Raw genomic sequence first — 16,609 nt, forward strand, 5'->3', positions numbered from 1 at the left:
CCTCCCGCACGTCTCGTCACCGGGCTCGATCACCCGGGTCAGCGCGGCCCGCGCGAGCCGTTCCCCGTCCGCGGCCGTCACCCCGCCTCCTTCAGCGCCATCGGCACGCCCCGGGCCACCCCCGTGCGCAGTTGCAGCGCCAGCGCGACCTCCGCCATGCCGGGCCGCTCGCGGCCCGCGAGGTCGGCCACGGTCCAGGCGACACGCAGCACGCGGTCCAGTCCGCGCGCGGTCAGGAGGCCGCGCTCCAGATCCCGCTCCGCGACCGCCAGGCCTCCGGGGCCGATCGGCCACCTCGTGCGCAGCTCATGGCCGGGGACCTCGCCGTTGTTCGTCCACGGCGTGCCCGCGAGGCGGGCCGCGGCCCGCTGCCGTGCCTCACGGACGCGCGCCGCGACGGCGGCCGAGGCCTCGCCCCGGCCCGCCACCCCCGTGAGCTGCGAGCGGGTGACCGCCTCGACCTCCACACGGAGGTCGACCCGGTCCAGCAGGGGGCCGGACAGCCGTGCCTGGTAGCGGCGCACCACCGAGGGCGGGCAGTCGCACCCGTCGGCGGCCCGGGTGTGCCGGCCGCACGGGCACGGATTGGCGGCCAGGACCATCTGGAACGCCGCCGGCAGTCTGACGACGCCCGCCGCCCGGGCCACCACGACGTATCCGGACTCCAGTGGCTGGCGCAGGGCGTCGAGCGCCCGTCCGCTGAATTCGGGTGCCTCGTCCAGGAAGAGCACGCCCCGGTGGGCCAGTGAGACGGCGCCCGGCCTCGGCAGTCCGTTGCCGCCGCCGACCAGGGACTGCATGGTCGCCGAGTGGTGCGGCGCGCAGTAGGGCGGGGTGTCCACGAGCGGCTTGCCCGGCGGCAGGATACCCGCGACCGAGTGGACGGCGGTGACCTCGACCGACTCCTGCCGGGTCAGCGGTGGCAGGATCCCGGGCAGCCGTTCGGCGAGCATCGTCTTGCCCGCCCCCGGCGGGCCCTGGAGGAACAGGTGGTGGCCACCGGCCGCGGCGACCTCGAGCGCGGTCCTGGCCGCCGGCTGGCCCGCCACGTCGGCCAGGTCGGGCAGGTGGCCCTCCCCCCACGCGGCGGATCCCGAGGCCAGGCCCGTGCCGACCCCCGCGCCCGGCACCACGAGACCGGCCAGCACCGGATCCGGCCGGCCTTCCTCCGTCTCCTCGTCCTCCTGGGGAACCGGTTCGTCGCCGAGCACCGCGATCAGCTGCCGCAGGCTGCGCACGCCCAGCACGGCGATGCCCGGCACCAGGGAAGCCTCCGCCGCCGTGCGTTCCGGGACGACGACCTGCTCGTAGCCCGCCTCGGCGGCGGCCAGAACCGCGGGGAGGATGCCCCGCACCGGATGGATGCGGCCGTTGAGACCCAACTCTCCGATCATCACCAGATCGGAGATCGCGCGAGGGTCGATGCGCTCGGCCGCGGCGAGGACGGAGCACGCGATGGCCAGGTCGAAGCCGCTGCCGCTCTTGGGCACCGAGGCGGGGCTGAGGCCCACCGTGAGCTTCTTCTGCGGCCAGTCGGCGCCCGAGTTCACGACGGCGGCGCGGACCCGGTCGCGGCTCTCGACCAGGCTCTTGTCGGGCAGGCCTACCAGGGTGAACGCGGCCACGCCGGGCTCCAGGCCGGCCTGGACCTCCACGACCACGCCCTCGACGCCGACCAGCGTCACCGAACACGTACGGGCGAAGCCCATCTCAGGCCACCCCCCGCACATGCTGGACCACGGGCGCGCCCCGTCTGGGCAGCAGCACGCCGACCAGGTCGATGCGGACGCCGCCGGGCGGCGGTCCGCCGTGGCCGGCCAGCCAGTGCTCGGCCAGGCTCCGCAGCCGCTGCGCCTTGCGCGGGCCGACGGCCTCCATCGGGTGTTCGTACGCACCGGCCCGGCGCGTCTTGACCTCGCAGACGACGAGCGCGTCACCCTCGGCCGCGAGGATGTCGATCTCGCCGTGCCTGCACCGCCAGTTCCGCTCCACGATCCGCAGGCCTGACTCGGTGAGCCGCCGAGCGGCGAGACCCTCGCCGTAGCGGCCCAACGCACCTCGTGCGTTCATCGGTACCACCTCCGGCACCGACTGTGAGGCAGGCTCTCCGCGCTTGTGGATCTTGGTGGACAACCCCGGAGGTTGTGGATAACCGGGCCACCCGTACGGGTGAGGGCAGGGCGCGCCGACCGCCCGCGGGGACGGCTCTACGGGCGGAACCGGACCGGCCGGGCGGAACCGGACCGGACAGGCCGGACCAGGCGGACCGGCGGACGGGTCAGCTGCCCGGAAGTTCGAGGTCGCTCTTGTTGAGCTCCTCGATGTTCACGTCCTTGAAGGTCAGCACCCGTACCTGCTTGACGAAGCGCGCCGGCCGGTACATGTCCCACACCCAGGCGTCGGCCATCGACACCTCGAAGAAGACCTCGCCCTGGACGGAGTGCACCTGCATCTCGTAGTCGTTGGTGAGGTAGAACCGGCGTTCGGTCTCGATCACGAACTTGAACAGGCCGACGACGTCCCGGTACTCCCGGTAGAGCTTCAGCTCCATCTCGGTCTCGTACTTTTCGAGGTCCTCGGCGCTCATGGCATGTTCCCCTTCAGCCGTGCGTCCCCCCATTGTGCGTCAGCCACGCCGGCCCTAGACGATTTCGGTGTCCAGATCGACGGGCGCACTCGGAGGGCCCTCGTCGAGCAGCGTGCGCATCAGCCCGGCGAGTCTGGTCGGGTACACCGTCTCATGCGCCGAGGACAGTTCCCCGCAGGTCCACCAACGCAGCCCGGCCACGCTGCGCCGCTCGAGCTCCGTCAGGCCGTCGCCGAAGACCATACCGGCGCTCCCGGGACCGGTGACCGAGGAAGTCGTACGCGCCAGGAAGTACCACTCGTCCTGGTCCCAGCGCCGCCCGGCGAAGGGGAACGAGCACACCCGGCGCCACAGCACCGGGCCGAGCCGCACATCGGTGATCCCCGTCTCCTCGGCCAGCTCGCGCAGTGCGGCCTCCTCGCGGCTCTCCCGGCCCTCAAGGCCGCCGCCCGGGGTGAACCACCAGTCGTCCGCGGGATCGTCCGGCTCGTGGCCGTGCAGGAGCAGAATGCGGTCGTGCTGGTCGAGCAGTACGACCCTGGCCACTCTGCGCAGTTCGCCCCGCGTTCCGGGCGGCTCAGGCGACGGCAACGGACCGGTCCTTCCCGCGCCGCCTCCCGGCCAGCTTGGCGACCGGCCCGTACGCCGCGCCGCCCAGGATCAGCGCCGCCCCGGCGACCACCGACCAGACGATCAGTTTCAGCGGCCCCTGGACGGAGATTCCGCCGGGGAGTTCCGCGAAGCCGGCGGGACGCTCCAGGATGCCCCAGTGCCCCGCGGGCCAGGCGATACCCTCCACCCGGGCTCTGACCGCCGACAGCGGCACGGTGCCCTGTCCCGCGTCCTGGAGGTGGCTGCGCGAGTCCACGGAGGTGCGCCGCTCGTCGCCCAGCAGGAACAGCTTGTCCTTGGCCACTTCGGTGCTGAAGTCGGTGTACGACGCCTTTTCGCCCCGCAGATACGGTTCCTCGACGGGTTCGCCGTTGACGGTCAGGCGGTCCTCGGCGTCGCAGCAGGCCACGGTGTCGCCGCCGACGCCGACGACCCTCTTGACCATGGGCACGTTGCCCCAGATCTTTTCCTCGAAGACGACGACGTCGCCGCGCCGGACCTCGCTGCCGTCGATCCGTTCGGCCAGCACCCGGTCCCCGGCGGGGACGGTCGGCGACATGGAGTCCGTCGGCACGGTGTAGGGCAGGTAGAGCATCGCGCCCCACGCGAAGCCGCCGAGGAAGAGCACGCAGCCGACGGCCACGGCTATGCCCGACAGCACGTTGCCGAGCCTGCTGCCGTGGTCGTCCGACGTCCGTCGTACCGTTCCGCTCACCTTGGCGCTCCCTGCGATCGCGAGACCCGCGGTCCCGGGCGGGCGGCCCGGGACGGCATCCGGGATCGCACCCTACCCGGCGGTACGCCCCCGGGTCAGCGGGTCGGCCGTCGCCTGCGCCACAACACCAGCGGGACCGCTCCCGCGAGGCCCAGCGCTGCCGGCGTGTAAGGGGCGATCGCGGCGGGGGCCGCGTCCAGGCCCTTCTGGTCGAAGGTCTCCGGGACCGGCAGGGTGCCCCAGCGGTCGATCGGCCAGGCCTTGACGATGGCACGGCCCACGACCTGGTCCACGGGCACCGCGCCGCCGCCCTTCTCGTCCTGGTGGTAGCGCGAGTCCAGCGAGTTCTGCCGGTGGTCGCCCATCACCCAGATGTGACCCTCGGGAACCTTGATCTTGAACTGCCCCTCGGCGTCGGTGGCGGTGCACGGCGTGTTGCCGGGGAAGACATAGGGCTCGTCGAGCGCCTTGCCGTTGACCTTGACCGGTCCGGTGCCCTTGCACTCCACCGTGTCGCCGCCGACCCCGATGACCCGCTTGATCAGGTCCTTGTCCTCGGACGAGGGCATCAGGCCGATCCAGGAGAGGAAGGTCTGGACGGCGTTCTGCTCGGCCGCAGGGCCCGTCAGCCAGTGGTCCGGGTCGTGGAAGACGACGACCTCGCCCCGCTCGGGCTCGGAACCGAACCAGGGCGTGAGCTTGTCGACGAGGACCCGGTCACCCTGCTGGAGGGTGTTCTGCATCGAGTCCGAGGGGATCGAGAAGGCCTGCACCAGGAAGGTCTTGATCAGCAGGGCGAGGAGCAGCGCGATACCGATGAGGATCGGCAGCTCCTTCCAGAAGGAACGCTGCTTCTTGGACCCCTTGCCGCCCTCGGGTCCGTCCTCGGAGGAATCCGGGGTGTCCGGGGAGCCCGCGGCGCCCGCGGACCCGGAGGACGCGCCGGGGGTTCCGGAGGAGGCGGTGCCCTCAGGCCTGTCCTCGGGCTCCTCGTGTCCGGTTCGTGCGCCGACCGCCAAATCCCCCACATCCACTCCTCACTCTGTGCCGCTGCCGCCTGCGCCGCACTCGGCGCAGGCCCACCACTCCCATAACGAGCGGGAGTTCCGCAGGGCTCGGGAGCCGGACCATTCCGTTGAGATCCTGAGGAGACACACTATGCGAAGCGCCGGTCGCCGTCGTCGACTCGGCACGCGGATCGGGCACGGAGGAGTAGGTCTCCTCCTCCTGCAGGCCGCTCCAGTGGTCGAACGGCCAGGCGATCACCACGGCCCGGCCGACGATGCCGGTCTGGGAGACGGTGCCGCTGACCCCGTCGTCGAGGTGGAAGCGGGAGTCCGCCGAGTTCCCGCGGTGGTCGCCCATGACGAAGTAGCGCCCCCGGGGCACCGTCACCTCGAACTTGATCTGCGAGGGCGCGTCACCGGGGTTGACGTACGGCTCGTTGATGGCGACGCCGTTGACGGTGACCCGGCCCTGGGCGTCGCAGCACTTCACGGTGTCGCCGCCGACCGCGACGACGCGCTTGATCAGATCCTGCTCGTCCTCCGAGGGCAGCAGTCCGATGAAGGTCAGTGCCTCCTTGACCTGCTTGACGACCACCGGGTCCTCGGTCACCTGGGTGTTCTGCTCGTCGGCCAGCCAGCCACCGGGGTCCTTGAAGACCACGACGTCGCCGCGCTGCGGCTCGGAGCCGAACCACGGCGTGAGCTTGTCGACCAGCACGCGGTCGCCGATCTGGATCGTCTGCTCCATCGAGCCCGAGGGGATCACGAAGGCCTGCACGAGGAAGGTCTTCAGGACCAGGGCGATCAGCAGGGCGACCGTGATCAGGATCGGTATCTCCTTCACCGCCGTGCGCTGCCGGCGGCGCTTGACCTTGCGGGCCAGCTTGCGGCGGTCGGCGCGTCCGGGGAGAACGGGGCCCTGGGTGGGCCGGGTCCCGGTAGGCAGGCGGGTGTCGGAGCGGTGGCTTCCCGGCGGGCGTCCTCGGTTACCCATGGGCACCGGCCGGATCTCGTACGCCCTCGAAGGCATCGGTGGTGTCCACGGGGGACCAGCGGGCCGGTGGCCAGGCGATCCCTTCCACCCGGCCGACGACTCGCTCCACGGGGACCATGCCGCCACCGGGCGAGCCCAGCCGGTCGCGGGAGTCGCTCGACCTGGAACGGTGGTCGCCCATCAGCCAGAGGGTGCCTTCCGGCACGACCACGTCGAAGGACACGTCCGAGGGCGTGTCGCCCGGGTGGAGATACGGTTCCTCGACCGCCGTCCCGTTCACCTGCACCCTCCCCCGCCTGTCGCAGCAGACAACCCGGTCGCCCCCGACGCCCACGACCCGCTTGACGTAGTCGCCCGAGCCGGAGAAGTACTCCGTGCCGTCGAAGACGACCACGTCGCCGCGCCGCGGCTCAGCATCAAAACGGTACGCCAACTTGTTGACCAGCACCCGGTCCCCGGGGCGCAGCGTTGGTTCCATGGAGCTGCTGGGGATCTCGAAGGGCTGCGCCACGAAGATGTCGGCCGGCAGGAGTACAACGAGGCAGCAGGCCGAAAGGATCCCGGCCCGGCGGATGCCCGCCCGGCGGCACGGCGGGGCGTCCCGGAACGCACGCGCGGAGCGCGACCGCCCGTCCTGCCCGGAACCAGCCTGGTCGGCGGTACCGGGTCCGGACGAGCGGTCGCGCTCCGTGAGCCGTTCGTCGGGTCGTGCTTCGGTGTCCATCGGGTCCGAGCCTAACCGGCCGTCTGTGCGGCCGGACGGGACACCGGTTCCCCGACCTCAGTTCTCGCGCTTCTCCTTGATCTTCGCAGCCTTGCCGCGCAGCTCACGGAGGTAGTACAGCTTGGCGCGGCGGACGTCACCGCGGGTGACGAGCTCGATCTTCTCGAAGATCGGGCTGTGCACCGGGAAGGTGCGCTCGACGCCGACGGAGAAGGAGACCTTGCGGACGGTGAAGGTCTCGCGGACACCCGAGCCCTGCCGGCGGATGACAACGCCCTTGAACTGCTGGATACGGGAGCGGTTGCCCTCGATGACGCGGACGTGCACGTTGACGGTGTCGCCCGGGCGGAAGGCGGGGACGTCGCTGCGCAGCGACGCGGCGTCGACGGTGTCGAGCAGGCTGGCCATGATCTTCTGCTTTCTTCACTGATGCCACAGGTCATCAGCGGAACATTGTGGATGAGAGTCCGGAGTGCTGCTGCCGCGGCGGCCGGGCGTCGTTCCCCCTGTGGCAGGGGCGCACGGCGGACGCGCACACAGCAGCGGCCTATTCTTCCACGGCCCTGCCCGGCCGCCCAAATCGGCCGTCGGGCAGTTCCCGCCAGCCGAGTTCCGCGAGGATCGCGCGGTCGTGCCGGTCGAAGACCTCCGGGTCGCAACGCTCGATGAGGTCGGGCCTGTTGAGCGTCGTACGGCGGAACGCCTCGTCCCTGCGCCAGCGGGCGATGCGGCCGTGGTGGCCGCTGAGCAGGACTTCGGGGATGCCACGCCCGCGCCACCGGGGCGGCTTGGTGTAGACGGGGCCCTCCAGGAGATTGGCCATCTCGCCGGGGGCGAAGGAGTCGTCGCGGTGCGACTCGGCATTGCCCAGGACGCCGGGCAGCAGCCGGGCCACGGCCTCGGTGATCACCAGGACCGCGGCCTCACCGCCGGCCAGGACGTAGTCGCCGATGGACACCTCGAAAACGGGTATCCGGGTCGCGTATTCGTCGACGACCCGGCGGTCGATGCCCTCGTAGCGGGCAGGGGTGAAGACCAGCCAGGGCCGCTCGGACAGTTCGACGGCGAGTTCCTGGGTGAAGGGGCGGCCGCTGGGGGTGGGCACCACCAGGACCGGCCCCGACGCCCCGGACTCGTAGCCGTCGGCGAGCACCTGGTCGAGGGCCTCGCCCCAGGGCTCGGTCTTCATGACCATGCCGGGGCCGCCACCGTAGGGCGTGTCGTCGACCGTGTTGTGCCGGTCGTACGTCCAGTGGCGCAGGTCGTGGATGTGCACCCCTAGTTGCCCGCGGGCCCTGGCCTTGCCGACGAGGGAGACGTTCAGGGGTTCCAGGTACTCGGGGAAGATCGTGACGACGTCGAGCCGCATCAGTCCGTACCAGCCCCAAAGTCCCCGCCGGGCGCGGTGACGGCGCGGTCGTCGAGGAGGCCGGGCGGCGGGGAGACCACCGCGCGCTGCTGCTCGAGGTCGATCTCGGGGACGATCTGCCGCACGAAGGGGATCAGGACCTCGCTGCCGTCCGGCCGTTCCACGACGAGAAGGTCCTGGTAGGGGAGGTGGCTGATCTCCTTGATCCGGCCGACCTCCTCGCCGTCGGCCGTCACCACGTCGAGGTCGACCAGCTGGTGGTCGTAGTACTCCTCGGGGTCCTCCGGGGTCTCCTCGGGGTCGATCTCCGCGATCAGCAGAGTGTTGCGCAGGGCCTCGGCGCCGGTGCGGTCGCGCACGCCCTCGAAGCGCAGCAGCAGCCGGCCGCTGTGCACACGTCCGGTCTCGATGGTCAGCGGCCCGGCGGAGGCCGGGTCGGTGGCGAGCACGGCGCCGGGCGCCAGCCTGAGCTCCGGCTCGTCGGTGCGTACTTCGACGGTGACCTCGCCCTTGATGCCGTGGGCGCGGCCGATCCGCGCGACTACGAGCTGCACGTTCACTACTCCTGTCGGGTGCCTGCGGCATTGCTTCGCAAGGCGTGGACGACAACGGGCCGGGAAAGGCCGTAGCCCTCCCCGGCCCGTGCCGGTGCTGCGTACATCAGCGCTGATCGGTACCGATCAGCGGGTCAGCGGACCTGGTCCACGTCGACGAGGTCGACACGGATGCCACGGCCGCCGATGGCGCCCACGACGGTACGCAGGGCGCGTGCGGTGCGGCCGTTGCGGCCGATCACCTTTCCGAGGTCCTCGGGGTGTACCCGGACCTCGAGCACCCGCCCGCGGCGCAGGTTGCGCGAGGCCACCTGCACATCGTCGGGGAAATCGACGATGCCCTTCACGAGGTGCTCGAGAGCCTCCTCGAGCATGCTCAGGCCTCGGTCGACTCGGTGGTCTCGGCCTCGGCCGAGTCCGCCTTCTTGTCGGACTTCTTCGCCTTCGGGGTGATGGCCTCACCCTTGGGCTCGTCGCCCTCGAACGCCTTGGTGAAGGCCTCGAACGCGGCGCGCTTGTCCTTCGGCTCGGCGACGAGCAGCGGGGCCGGGGCGGGCTCGCCCTTGTACTTCTGCCAGTCGCCGGTCTTCTTAAGGATGGCGAGCACGGGCTCGGTCGGCTGGGCGCCGACACTCAGCCAGTACGCGACACGCTCGGCGTCGACCTCGATACGCGACGGGTTGTACGTCGGGTGGTACAGACCGATCTCCTCGATGGCCCGGCCGTCACGGCGGGTACGGGAGTCGGCGACGACGATGCGGTAGTGAGGCGAACGGATCTTGCCCAGACGCTTCAGCTTGATCTTGACTGCCACGGAAGTGGTGTCTCCTGGTCTTGACGTGGTTGGGCACAGCGAGATGCCGCGTGGGGTTGCGGTACCCGATGGCCCGATGGACGCGTCAGCCGGAGGAGAGAGGGGTCCTGTGCGGCTGTCGAGTACAGCTAGCCATTGTGCCACACCGCTCCGGGTCAGCTCGCCGCGCCCACCGGTTCCTGATCGGGGATGCGGAAGGGCTTTCCGCAGCCGCCGCAGACGATCGGCGCCTGAGCGAGAACGGAGGGGACGACGCGGACGTTGCGGCCGCAGTCGCAGACCGCCTTCACCCGCACGCCGCCCCCCGAGGAGCCGTGCCTGGCGGCGGGCCCGCGGAAACTGCGCGCGGTGTCGGAGGAGGTCGCGGCGGTGTGCGCCTTCACGGCGCGCTGCAGCCGGTCGATGGTCGGGCGGTAGCGGCGTTTCGCCTCCGAACTGAGCGTGACCAGTGAGAAACCGCTGCTGGGATGCGGTTCCTCGGGGTGGTCGAGGCCCAGTTCCTCGGCGATCGCGAGGAATCTGCGGTTGTGGTACCGGCCGGCGCGCGAGGTGTCGCGGACACCCCGGGCGGCGGCAATGCCATGGACTGCTTCATGCAGCAGCCGTTCGAAGGAGAGTTCGTGGCCGCAGGCCGACGAGGACTCTCCGATCAGGGACTCGGGCGCGGCAAGATCCGGCAACTCCGGGTGGTACCGCTGAATATCGGCCCACGCGAGCGCCAGCTCTGCGGCGAGAACAGGTGGTGTCGTGCTCACGTCGTGAGAACGAGCCGGAGTGCCGCCGTGTTCCTATTCCGGGGCATCTCAAATAATTTGCACGTACCAGTCAGTTCTCTCTCATCTTTCCAGACGATAGCGGGTGCGCAGATCTGCGGAGAACCCTCGCAGCTCCCACCAAGCCGGTATGTAGTGGCGGTTACGCGTCGGCGCGTAGCCGAAGCACTCGTTCCGGGGCTCCGGTCGCCGTCCGGGACACCCGGGGCGCGGCCCGTCTCCCCCGGCGTGCGGCCGACCCGTTTCCCGGCGGGCCCGGAAACGGGCCCGGGGACGGCTGCGACGTTACCGGGTTCGTCTCCGGTTCCCGGCACCGGCCCCGGCGGCCCCCGTACGGACTCCTCCACCCGGCGAGCGCGCCGACGGGCGGCAACGACCGCGCCGGGGGCGCACGACGGGGGCGCGAAAGCCGTGCGGGTGTGACCTCTGGACGTCGGGACGGATGCGCAGTTCCCTGGACCGAGGGGGCTGTTGTGCGCACACGAACACGGGGGGCGCTTGACCGGGGCAGATCTCACCTCTCGGCGGAAAGAGGCGCTTTAGATGACACGAACGCTCGTGCCACACCACTCGGCGCCGGCTTCGGCGCCGTCCGCGGACCGGCGTGCGCGGGACCGTGACTGGGTCGAGATCCAGGAACGGATGCTGGTGCCGCTGTACGAGGCCGTGTACGAGCGGCTCGAGGTCGGACCGGGTGTCCGGCTGCTCGGACTGGACTGCGGATCGGGACTCGCCCTGCTGATGGCGGCGACGCGCGGCGCGGCGGTCACGGGTGTGGACGGCGACCAGCCGAGACTCGCGCTCGCCCGGACGAGACTGCTGGAGGAATCGGACTCCGGCGGCGCCGCGCGGCGGCTGCTGAACGGCGGCCCGGCGCAGGCCGCGGACCCGGCGGGGCCCGCGTTCAATCTGGTGACGGCGTTCTCCCCCATCGGCTGCGCGGCGGGGGACGCGGACGGCCTGCGGCCGGAACTGGCCGAGGCGGTGACGGCGGCCGAGCGCGGCAGCGCGGTGGTGCTGGCCGGCTGGGGCCCGCCGGAGCGCTGTGCGACCTCGGGCGTACTGAGGATCGCGGCGCGGCTCGCCGAGGACTGGCGGCCCACTCGCCGCGACGACCTGGAGGAGGTGGCGGCCCACGCCGGCCTGAAGCCGGACGGCTCGGGGCGGGTCGCCTGCCCGTTCGGCTACGCGGACCGGGACAGCGCGGTCCGCGGGCTGCTGTCGACGGGGCTGTTCGACGCGGCGATCCGCGCGACGGACACCGCGCAGGTGGAGAAGGAGGTCGCCGAGGCCCTGCACCCGCATGTGCGGCGCGACGGAACGGTGTGGATGCCCAACGTCTTCCGGTACCTCATAGCCCGCGTCCCCTGACGGCGCCCGTCGCACCCGTTCCCGGCGTGCGGTGCCCGTCCCCGCGCCCGGAAGCCCGTCACCACCCGGCATCATCATTTCCCGCACGCCGAGGGGGTCAGGGCCGCAAGCCCCGGACGAACAAGCCCTGCGGTCCGCCGGATCGGTGCTGCTGGGAAAGCCGGTCCGGCGCGCGGCGCCCCGCGGAATGCCGCAGCGACAGGTCCCGGCCCGGTCCGGCCCGGCTCCGCGGTCGTACTCGGTTCCGCGGGCGGCTGGCCGGGAGGCCGCCCCGGAGATCGCCGGACCGGCGGGAACGAACCCGGACCGGCGAGGCCGGCGGCCGGGGACGGCTGCGTCGGCATCCCCTCGCTCTCGACGCCGCGACGGCCGTGGTGCACGCGCCGTGATCACCGTCGGTTTCCTCCGCCGGACGCACGGGCCGGCACGGCACCTTCGACGGCAGTTCCCCCGAGCCGCCGGTCACACTCACCGGCAGAGCCAGCGGCACGGCCGGCCAGACCTGCGCCGTCGGGCGCGAACCGGAGCGAACCGGACCGGCCGGGGACCGGAAGCGGGCGCCCGGAAGCGGGCGCCCGGAACCCGGCCCCGCGGCCCGGCCGGGGGTGGCCGGGACAGACCCCGCGCCGGGTCCGCGCCCCGGAACCGTCGCCCCGGCGGCCATCAGGGCGTCAGGGCGTCAGGGCGTCAGGGGCGGCGTCGGAGCGGGCGGCGGTCGGCAGGCCAGCCCGTAGTCAGCCCATGAACTTCTTGAACTCGTCGGGAAGCTCGAAGTCCTGCGCCGACTGGCCCGCCGGCAGCCCGAAGGCCCCACCGGGCTGCGTCGCCGCCTGCTCGCGGCGGGACGCGGCGGCCTGCTCCTCGGCCTTGCGCTTCATCGGGTTGCCGCTCCTGCGCTTGCCCTTGGCCTGCTTCTGCTGCTTCTTCTGCCGGCCGGGACCGCCGCCCATGCCCGGCATCCCGGGCATGCCCGGCATGCCGCCGCCCTGCGCCATGCGCGACATCATCTTGCGGGCCTCGAAGAACCGCTCCACGAGGTTCTTGACCGCGCTGACCTCGACGCCCGAGCCCTTGGCGATACGGGCCCGGCGGGAGCCGTTGATGACGTGCGGGTCCTGGCGCTCGGCCGGGGTCATCGACTTGATGATCGCGGCGGTGCGGTCGACGTCCCGCTCGTCCAGGTTGTTGATCTGGTCCTTGATCTGCCCCATGCCGGGCAGCATCCCGAGCAGCTTGGAGATGGAGCCCATCTTGCGGACCTGCTCCATCTGCGCCAGGAAGTCGTCGAGCGTGAAGTCCTTGCCGCCCTTGCTGCTCGCCAGTTTGGAGGCCATCTTGGCGGCCTCTTCCTGGCTGAAGGTCTGCTCGGCCTTCTCGATCAGGCTGAGGATGTCGCCCATGCCGAGGATGCGGGACGCCATGCGGTCCGGGTGGAACGCGTCGAAGTCGTCCAGCTTCTCGCCGTTGGAGGCGAACATGATCTGACGGCCGGTGACGTGCGCGATCGACAGGGCCGCACCGCCGCGGGCGTCACCGTCGAGCTTGGAGAGCACCACGCCGTCGAAGCCGACGCCGTCGCGGAAGGCCTCCGCGGTGTTGACCGCGTCCTGGCCGATCATCGCGTCGACGACGAAGAGGATCTCCTGCGGCTGCACCGCGTCGCGGATGTCCGCGGCCTGCTGCATCATCTCGGCGTCGATGCCGAGACGGCCGGCGGTGTCGACGATGACGATGTCGTGGACCTTGGACTTCGCGTACTCGATGGAGTCCTTCGCCACCTGCACCGGGTCGCCGACGCCGTTGCCGGGCTGCGGCGCGTAGACGGCGACGCCCGCGCGCTCGGCGACGACCTGGAGCTGGTTGACGGCGTTGGGACGCTGGAGGTCACAGGCGACCAGCAGCGGGGAGTGTCCCTGGCCCTTGAGCCACTTGCCGAGCTTTCCGGCGAGGGTGGTCTTACCGGCACCCTGCAGACCGGCCAGCATGATCACGGTCGGCGGCTGCTTGGCGAAGCGGAGGCGGCGGGTCTCGCCGCCCAGGATGGTGATCAGCTCGTCATTGACGATCTTGATGACCTGCTGCGAGGGGTTGAGGGCCTTGGAGACCTCGCTCCCCAGCGCCCGCTCCTTCACGTTCTTGATGAAGGCCCGTACCACCGGCAGGGCGACGTCCGCCTCGAGGAGGGCGATGCGGATCTCGCGGGCGGTGGCGTCGATGTCCGCCTCGGTGAGGCGGCCCCGGCCCCGAAGGTTCTTGAAGGTCTGTGCGAGGCGGTCGGAAAGGGTATCGAACACGTCGGTCGCGGATCCTCGGCTAGGGGGCGGGCGAATGGCTGCCTTCCAGGGTATCCGCCCCCGGAAGCGCAGGGCCCCCGCCCGGCCAATACGCCGTGCGGGAAGCCGGACCCCGCGGGGGCGGGGAGCGGGCGGCTTCGGCGCGGGCCCCCGGAAACCCGGCCCGGTCCGCCCCGCCGCGGCGGGGCGGACTCTGTGTCCAACGCCTCATCCCCGCGGATGTCACCCCTGTGGGCGTCACCCCCACGGGAAGCCCACAGGGGAACTCCTGCGGGCGTCACGCCCGCAGGGCCTCCTCCAGTGTCTTCGCCGTCTGGACGGCGGTGGCCTCGGGCAACGGGGCGCCGTCGGCGCCCGTCACGTAGAAGGCGTCCACGGCGTTGGCGCCCAGTGTGCTCACATGCGCGCTGCGGACCCGTACCGCCGAGTCCTCGAGCGCCCGCCCGATCCGGTGCAGCAGCCCGGGGGCGTCCTGGGCGCGGACCTCGATGACGGTGGCGAGCTGCGACGCGGCCGGGGCGACGGTGACGCGGGGAGGCGGGGCGGCGACACCGCGGCGGCGCGGGTAGGCCGCCTCGCGCTCGGCGAGTTTCGCCGGGACGTCGAGGGTCCCGTCGAGGGCGCGCACGAGATCGGCGCGCAGCCGCGCCGCCTGGGGCAGGGAGCCGTACTCGGCGGCGACGCGCCAGCTGAGGAGCAGTACGTCGCCGCTGCCGAGCCCGTCGGGGAGTCCGATGGCGCGCAGGTCGGCCGCCCGCACGGTGAGCCGGTGCAGGGCCAGCACACCGGCGGCGGCGGGCAGGACGCCTGCCTGGTCGGGGACGGCGATGAGGAGTTCGACGCCGACCGGCTCGGGCCGCTGGGGCTCCGTCTCGTTTTCCACCGTCTCCAGGGCCGGTTCGGTGCGGGCGTGCAGCGCGAGGACGGGTTCCCCGGTGCGCAGCGCCTCGATGGCGAGCCGTTCCTGTTCGGCGCTGGGCGCGACGGGCTCGGGGGCTTCGGGGGCATCGCCCGCCAGGACCGAGGAGACGCGGGCCACCAGGTCGGCGACGAGGGAGGCGCGCCAGGCCGACCATGCGGCTGGTCCGGTGGCCAGCGCGTCGGCCTCGGTGAGCGCGTGCAGCAGCTCCAGCGTCGAGTGGCTGCCGACGGCTTCGGCCACGTATCTGACGGTCGCGGGGTCGTCGAGGTCGCGCCGGGTGGCGGTCTCGACGAGCAGCAGGTGGTGGCGTACGAGCGTGGCGAGCACGGCCACGTCGGCCCGGTCGAAGCCGATCCGGGCGGCCACGTCCTTGGCGATGATCTCGCCGGCCACGGAGTGGTCGCCGGGCCAGCCCTTGCCGATGTCGTGCAGCAGGGCGGCGACGAGCAGCAGGTCGGGGCGGCCCACCCGGCGGGTCAGCGCGGAGGCCCTGACCGCGGTCTCCACCAGGTGCCGGTCGACGGTCCACTTGTGCACGGCGTTGCGCTGCGGGCGGCAGCGGACCCGTTCCCAGTCGGGCAGCAGCCGGGTGACGAGCCCTTCGGCCTCCAGTGCCTCCCACACGGGCACGGTGGGCTCTCCGGCGCCGAGCAGGGTGACGAGCTGCTCGCGGGCCTCGGCCGGCCAGGGCACGGGCAGCGGGCGGGCGGCGGAGGCGAGCCGGCGTACGGCGTGCAGCGAGACGGGCAGGCCGGCCTGGGCGGCGGCGGCCGCGGCGCGCAGCGGGAGAACCGGGTCGCGCTCGGGGCGTGCGGCGCGGGCGAGCACCACTTCGCCGTCCTGTTCGACGACGCCTTCGGCGAGGGGGCTGCGTTCGGCGCCCCGGTCGGTCTTCTGGCCGCCGGTGAGCATGGCCCGCAGCCGGGGGCGCACGGCACGGGACCGCAGGACGCGGCCGACCTCGCGCCAGGTGACGTCGGATGCGTAGCCGATGACGCGGGCGGCCTCGTACACCTGCCGCAGCAGGGCGTCGGCGTCCAGCAGGCCGAGTTCGGCGGCGACCTGGTCCTGCTCCTGGAGGGCGAGGCGGTCGGTGGCGCGGCCGGTGCACAGGTGGAGGGCGTCCCGGGCGTCGAGGAGGCGGCGCCTGGCGTCGTCGAGTCCTTCGCGGGGCGCGTCGGCCAGCCAGGATGCGGCGACGGCGCGCAGGGCGGTGGCGTCGCGCAGGCCGCCGCGCGCCTCCTTCAGGTCCGGTTCGAGGAGGAACTGGAGTTCGCCGTGGCGCTGGGCGCGCTCCGCGCAGAGTTCCTGGAGTTCGGGGAGGCGCTTGGGCGCCTGGTTGCGCCAGTCGGCGAGCACGGCGGTGCGCAGTCCCGCGGTGAGGCCGAGGTCACCGGCGAGGTGGCGGGAGTCGAGCAGTCCGAGCTGCACCTTGAGGTCCTCGCCCGCGGTCCTGCGGGCCTCGACGGGAGTGCGCACGGAGTGGTCGAGTGCCAGGCCGAGGTCCCACACGGGGTACCAGATGCGGTCGGCGAGCGCGGCGAGCGCGCTCTTGTCGGCGCTGCCGTCGTGGAGGAGCAGCAGGTCGAGGTCGCTGCGCGGGGAGAGTTCGCCGCGTCCGTAGCCTCCGACGGCGACGAGGGAGGCGCCGGCGACGCCGGAGGCCTCGGCCGCACCGGCGAAGAGGGAGCCGAGCCAGTCGTCGGTGAGCCGGGCCAGCGCGGTACGGCGCGGCGGCCCGGACTGCGTCTTCTCGTTGAGAAGGCGCAGTCGGGCCGCCGCGTAGCCGCCGGGTCCCGAGTCGTCCGATTCCGTCTCGTCCTTGACGATGTCCGTCACCCGGCAGCTCCTTTTTGCTTCTGTCGGTCCGCCG

General features: G+C 72.3%; 17 protein-coding genes. 1 reads left to right on the forward strand and 16 read right to left on the reverse strand.

Annotated features, from left to right (window positions below; genetic code table 11):
- Positions 1–77: 77 nt before the first annotated feature.
- The 14 genes from GUY61_RS05795 to GUY61_RS05860 all read right to left on the reverse strand — a co-directional run bounded on the left by GUY61_RS05795 (position 78) and on the right by GUY61_RS05860 (position 10,131).
- The gene (locus GUY61_RS05795) at positions 78–1,709 is read right to left on the reverse strand and encodes a YifB family Mg chelatase-like AAA ATPase (RefSeq protein ID WP_166628964.1); all 1,632 of its coding nucleotides are present in this window, start codon (positions 1,707–1,709) and stop codon (positions 78–80) included.
- Position 1,710: 1 nt separating this feature from the next.
- A complete protein-coding gene (locus tag GUY61_RS05800; protein ID WP_166628965.1) occupies positions 1,711–2,070 on the reverse strand; it encodes a YraN family protein in 360 nt (119 codons plus the stop codon).
- A 208-nt stretch (positions 2,071–2,278) separates the two neighbouring features.
- Complete coding sequence (locus tag GUY61_RS05805) at positions 2,279–2,587, reverse strand: DUF2469 domain-containing protein (RefSeq protein ID WP_056791138.1); 309 nt, start codon at positions 2,585–2,587, stop codon at positions 2,279–2,281.
- A gap of 54 nt (positions 2,588–2,641) precedes the next feature.
- Positions 2,642–3,178, reverse strand: coding sequence for an NUDIX hydrolase (locus tag GUY61_RS05810; RefSeq protein WP_166628966.1), 537 nt, complete (start codon positions 3,176–3,178; stop codon positions 2,642–2,644).
- Positions 3,165–3,914 (reverse strand): signal peptidase I, encoded by a 750-nt coding sequence (lepB, locus tag GUY61_RS05815; protein WP_166628967.1) that lies wholly within the window; start codon positions 3,912–3,914, stop codon positions 3,165–3,167. The genes GUY61_RS05810 and lepB (GUY61_RS05815) overlap by 14 nt, the downstream gene beginning before the upstream one ends.
- 95 nt (positions 3,915–4,009) lie before the next feature.
- Positions 4,010–4,942, reverse strand: coding sequence for a signal peptidase I (lepB, locus tag GUY61_RS05820; RefSeq protein ID WP_166628968.1), 933 nt, complete (start codon positions 4,940–4,942; stop codon positions 4,010–4,012).
- The gene (lepB, locus tag GUY61_RS05825) at positions 4,884–5,915 is read right to left on the reverse strand and encodes a signal peptidase I (protein WP_166628994.1); all 1,032 of its coding nucleotides are present in this window, start codon (positions 5,913–5,915) and stop codon (positions 4,884–4,886) included. The genes lepB (GUY61_RS05820) and lepB (GUY61_RS05825) overlap by 59 nt, the downstream gene beginning before the upstream one ends.
- Positions 5,908–6,639, reverse strand: a complete 732-nt coding sequence (gene lepB / locus GUY61_RS05830) for a signal peptidase I (RefSeq protein WP_166628969.1) — start codon at positions 6,637–6,639, stop codon at positions 5,908–5,910. The genes lepB (GUY61_RS05825) and lepB (GUY61_RS05830) overlap by 8 nt, the downstream gene beginning before the upstream one ends.
- A 57-nt stretch (positions 6,640–6,696) precedes the next feature.
- Positions 6,697–7,047, reverse strand: coding sequence for a 50S ribosomal protein L19 (rplS, locus tag GUY61_RS05835; protein ID WP_166628970.1), 351 nt, complete (start codon positions 7,045–7,047; stop codon positions 6,697–6,699).
- 139 nt (positions 7,048–7,186) lie between these two features.
- Entirely contained in the window at positions 7,187–8,008 is an 822-nt protein-coding gene (trmD, locus tag GUY61_RS05840) for a tRNA (guanosine(37)-N1)-methyltransferase TrmD (RefSeq protein WP_166628971.1), read from the reverse strand.
- Positions 8,008–8,562: a ribosome maturation factor RimM gene (gene rimM / locus GUY61_RS05845; protein WP_166628972.1), complete on the reverse strand. Its 555-nt coding sequence runs from the start codon at positions 8,560–8,562 to the stop codon at positions 8,008–8,010. Before rimM ends, trmD begins: the two co-directional genes overlap by 1 nt.
- A 134-nt stretch (positions 8,563–8,696) precedes the next feature.
- The gene (locus tag GUY61_RS05850; RefSeq protein ID WP_166628973.1) at positions 8,697–8,936 is read right to left on the reverse strand and encodes an RNA-binding protein; all 240 of its coding nucleotides are present in this window, start codon (positions 8,934–8,936) and stop codon (positions 8,697–8,699) included.
- Between the two features lie 2 nt (positions 8,937–8,938).
- Positions 8,939–9,376 carry a 30S ribosomal protein S16 gene (gene rpsP, locus GUY61_RS05855; RefSeq protein WP_166628974.1) on the reverse strand — a complete coding sequence of 146 codons (438 nt, stop codon included), beginning with the start codon at positions 9,374–9,376 and terminating at the stop codon, positions 8,939–8,941.
- 155 nt (positions 9,377–9,531) lie between these two features.
- Positions 9,532–10,131 (reverse strand): hypothetical protein, encoded by a 600-nt coding sequence (locus GUY61_RS05860; RefSeq protein WP_166628975.1) that lies wholly within the window; start codon positions 10,129–10,131, stop codon positions 9,532–9,534.
- 561 nt (positions 10,132–10,692) lie between these two features.
- Between GUY61_RS05860 and GUY61_RS05865 the strand changes: the two genes are divergently transcribed.
- Positions 10,693–11,520: a class I SAM-dependent methyltransferase gene (locus tag GUY61_RS05865; protein ID WP_166628976.1), complete on the forward strand. Its 828-nt coding sequence runs from the start codon at positions 10,693–10,695 to the stop codon at positions 11,518–11,520.
- A gap of 734 nt (positions 11,521–12,254) precedes the next feature.
- Here GUY61_RS05865 and ffh read toward each other — a convergent pair.
- Positions 12,255–13,814: a signal recognition particle protein gene (gene ffh / locus GUY61_RS05870; RefSeq protein WP_166628977.1), complete on the reverse strand. Its 1,560-nt coding sequence runs from the start codon at positions 13,812–13,814 to the stop codon at positions 12,255–12,257.
- Between the two features lie 277 nt (positions 13,815–14,091).
- Positions 14,092–16,566: a [protein-PII] uridylyltransferase gene (locus GUY61_RS05875; RefSeq protein ID WP_398954410.1), complete on the reverse strand. Its 2,475-nt coding sequence runs from the start codon at positions 16,564–16,566 to the stop codon at positions 14,092–14,094.
- Positions 16,567–16,609 lie beyond the last annotated feature (43 nt).

The organism is Streptomyces sp. GC420 (assembly GCF_009916105.1).
In the GTDB taxonomy this organism is placed as follows: domain Bacteria; phylum Actinomycetota; class Actinomycetes; order Streptomycetales; family Streptomycetaceae; genus Streptomyces.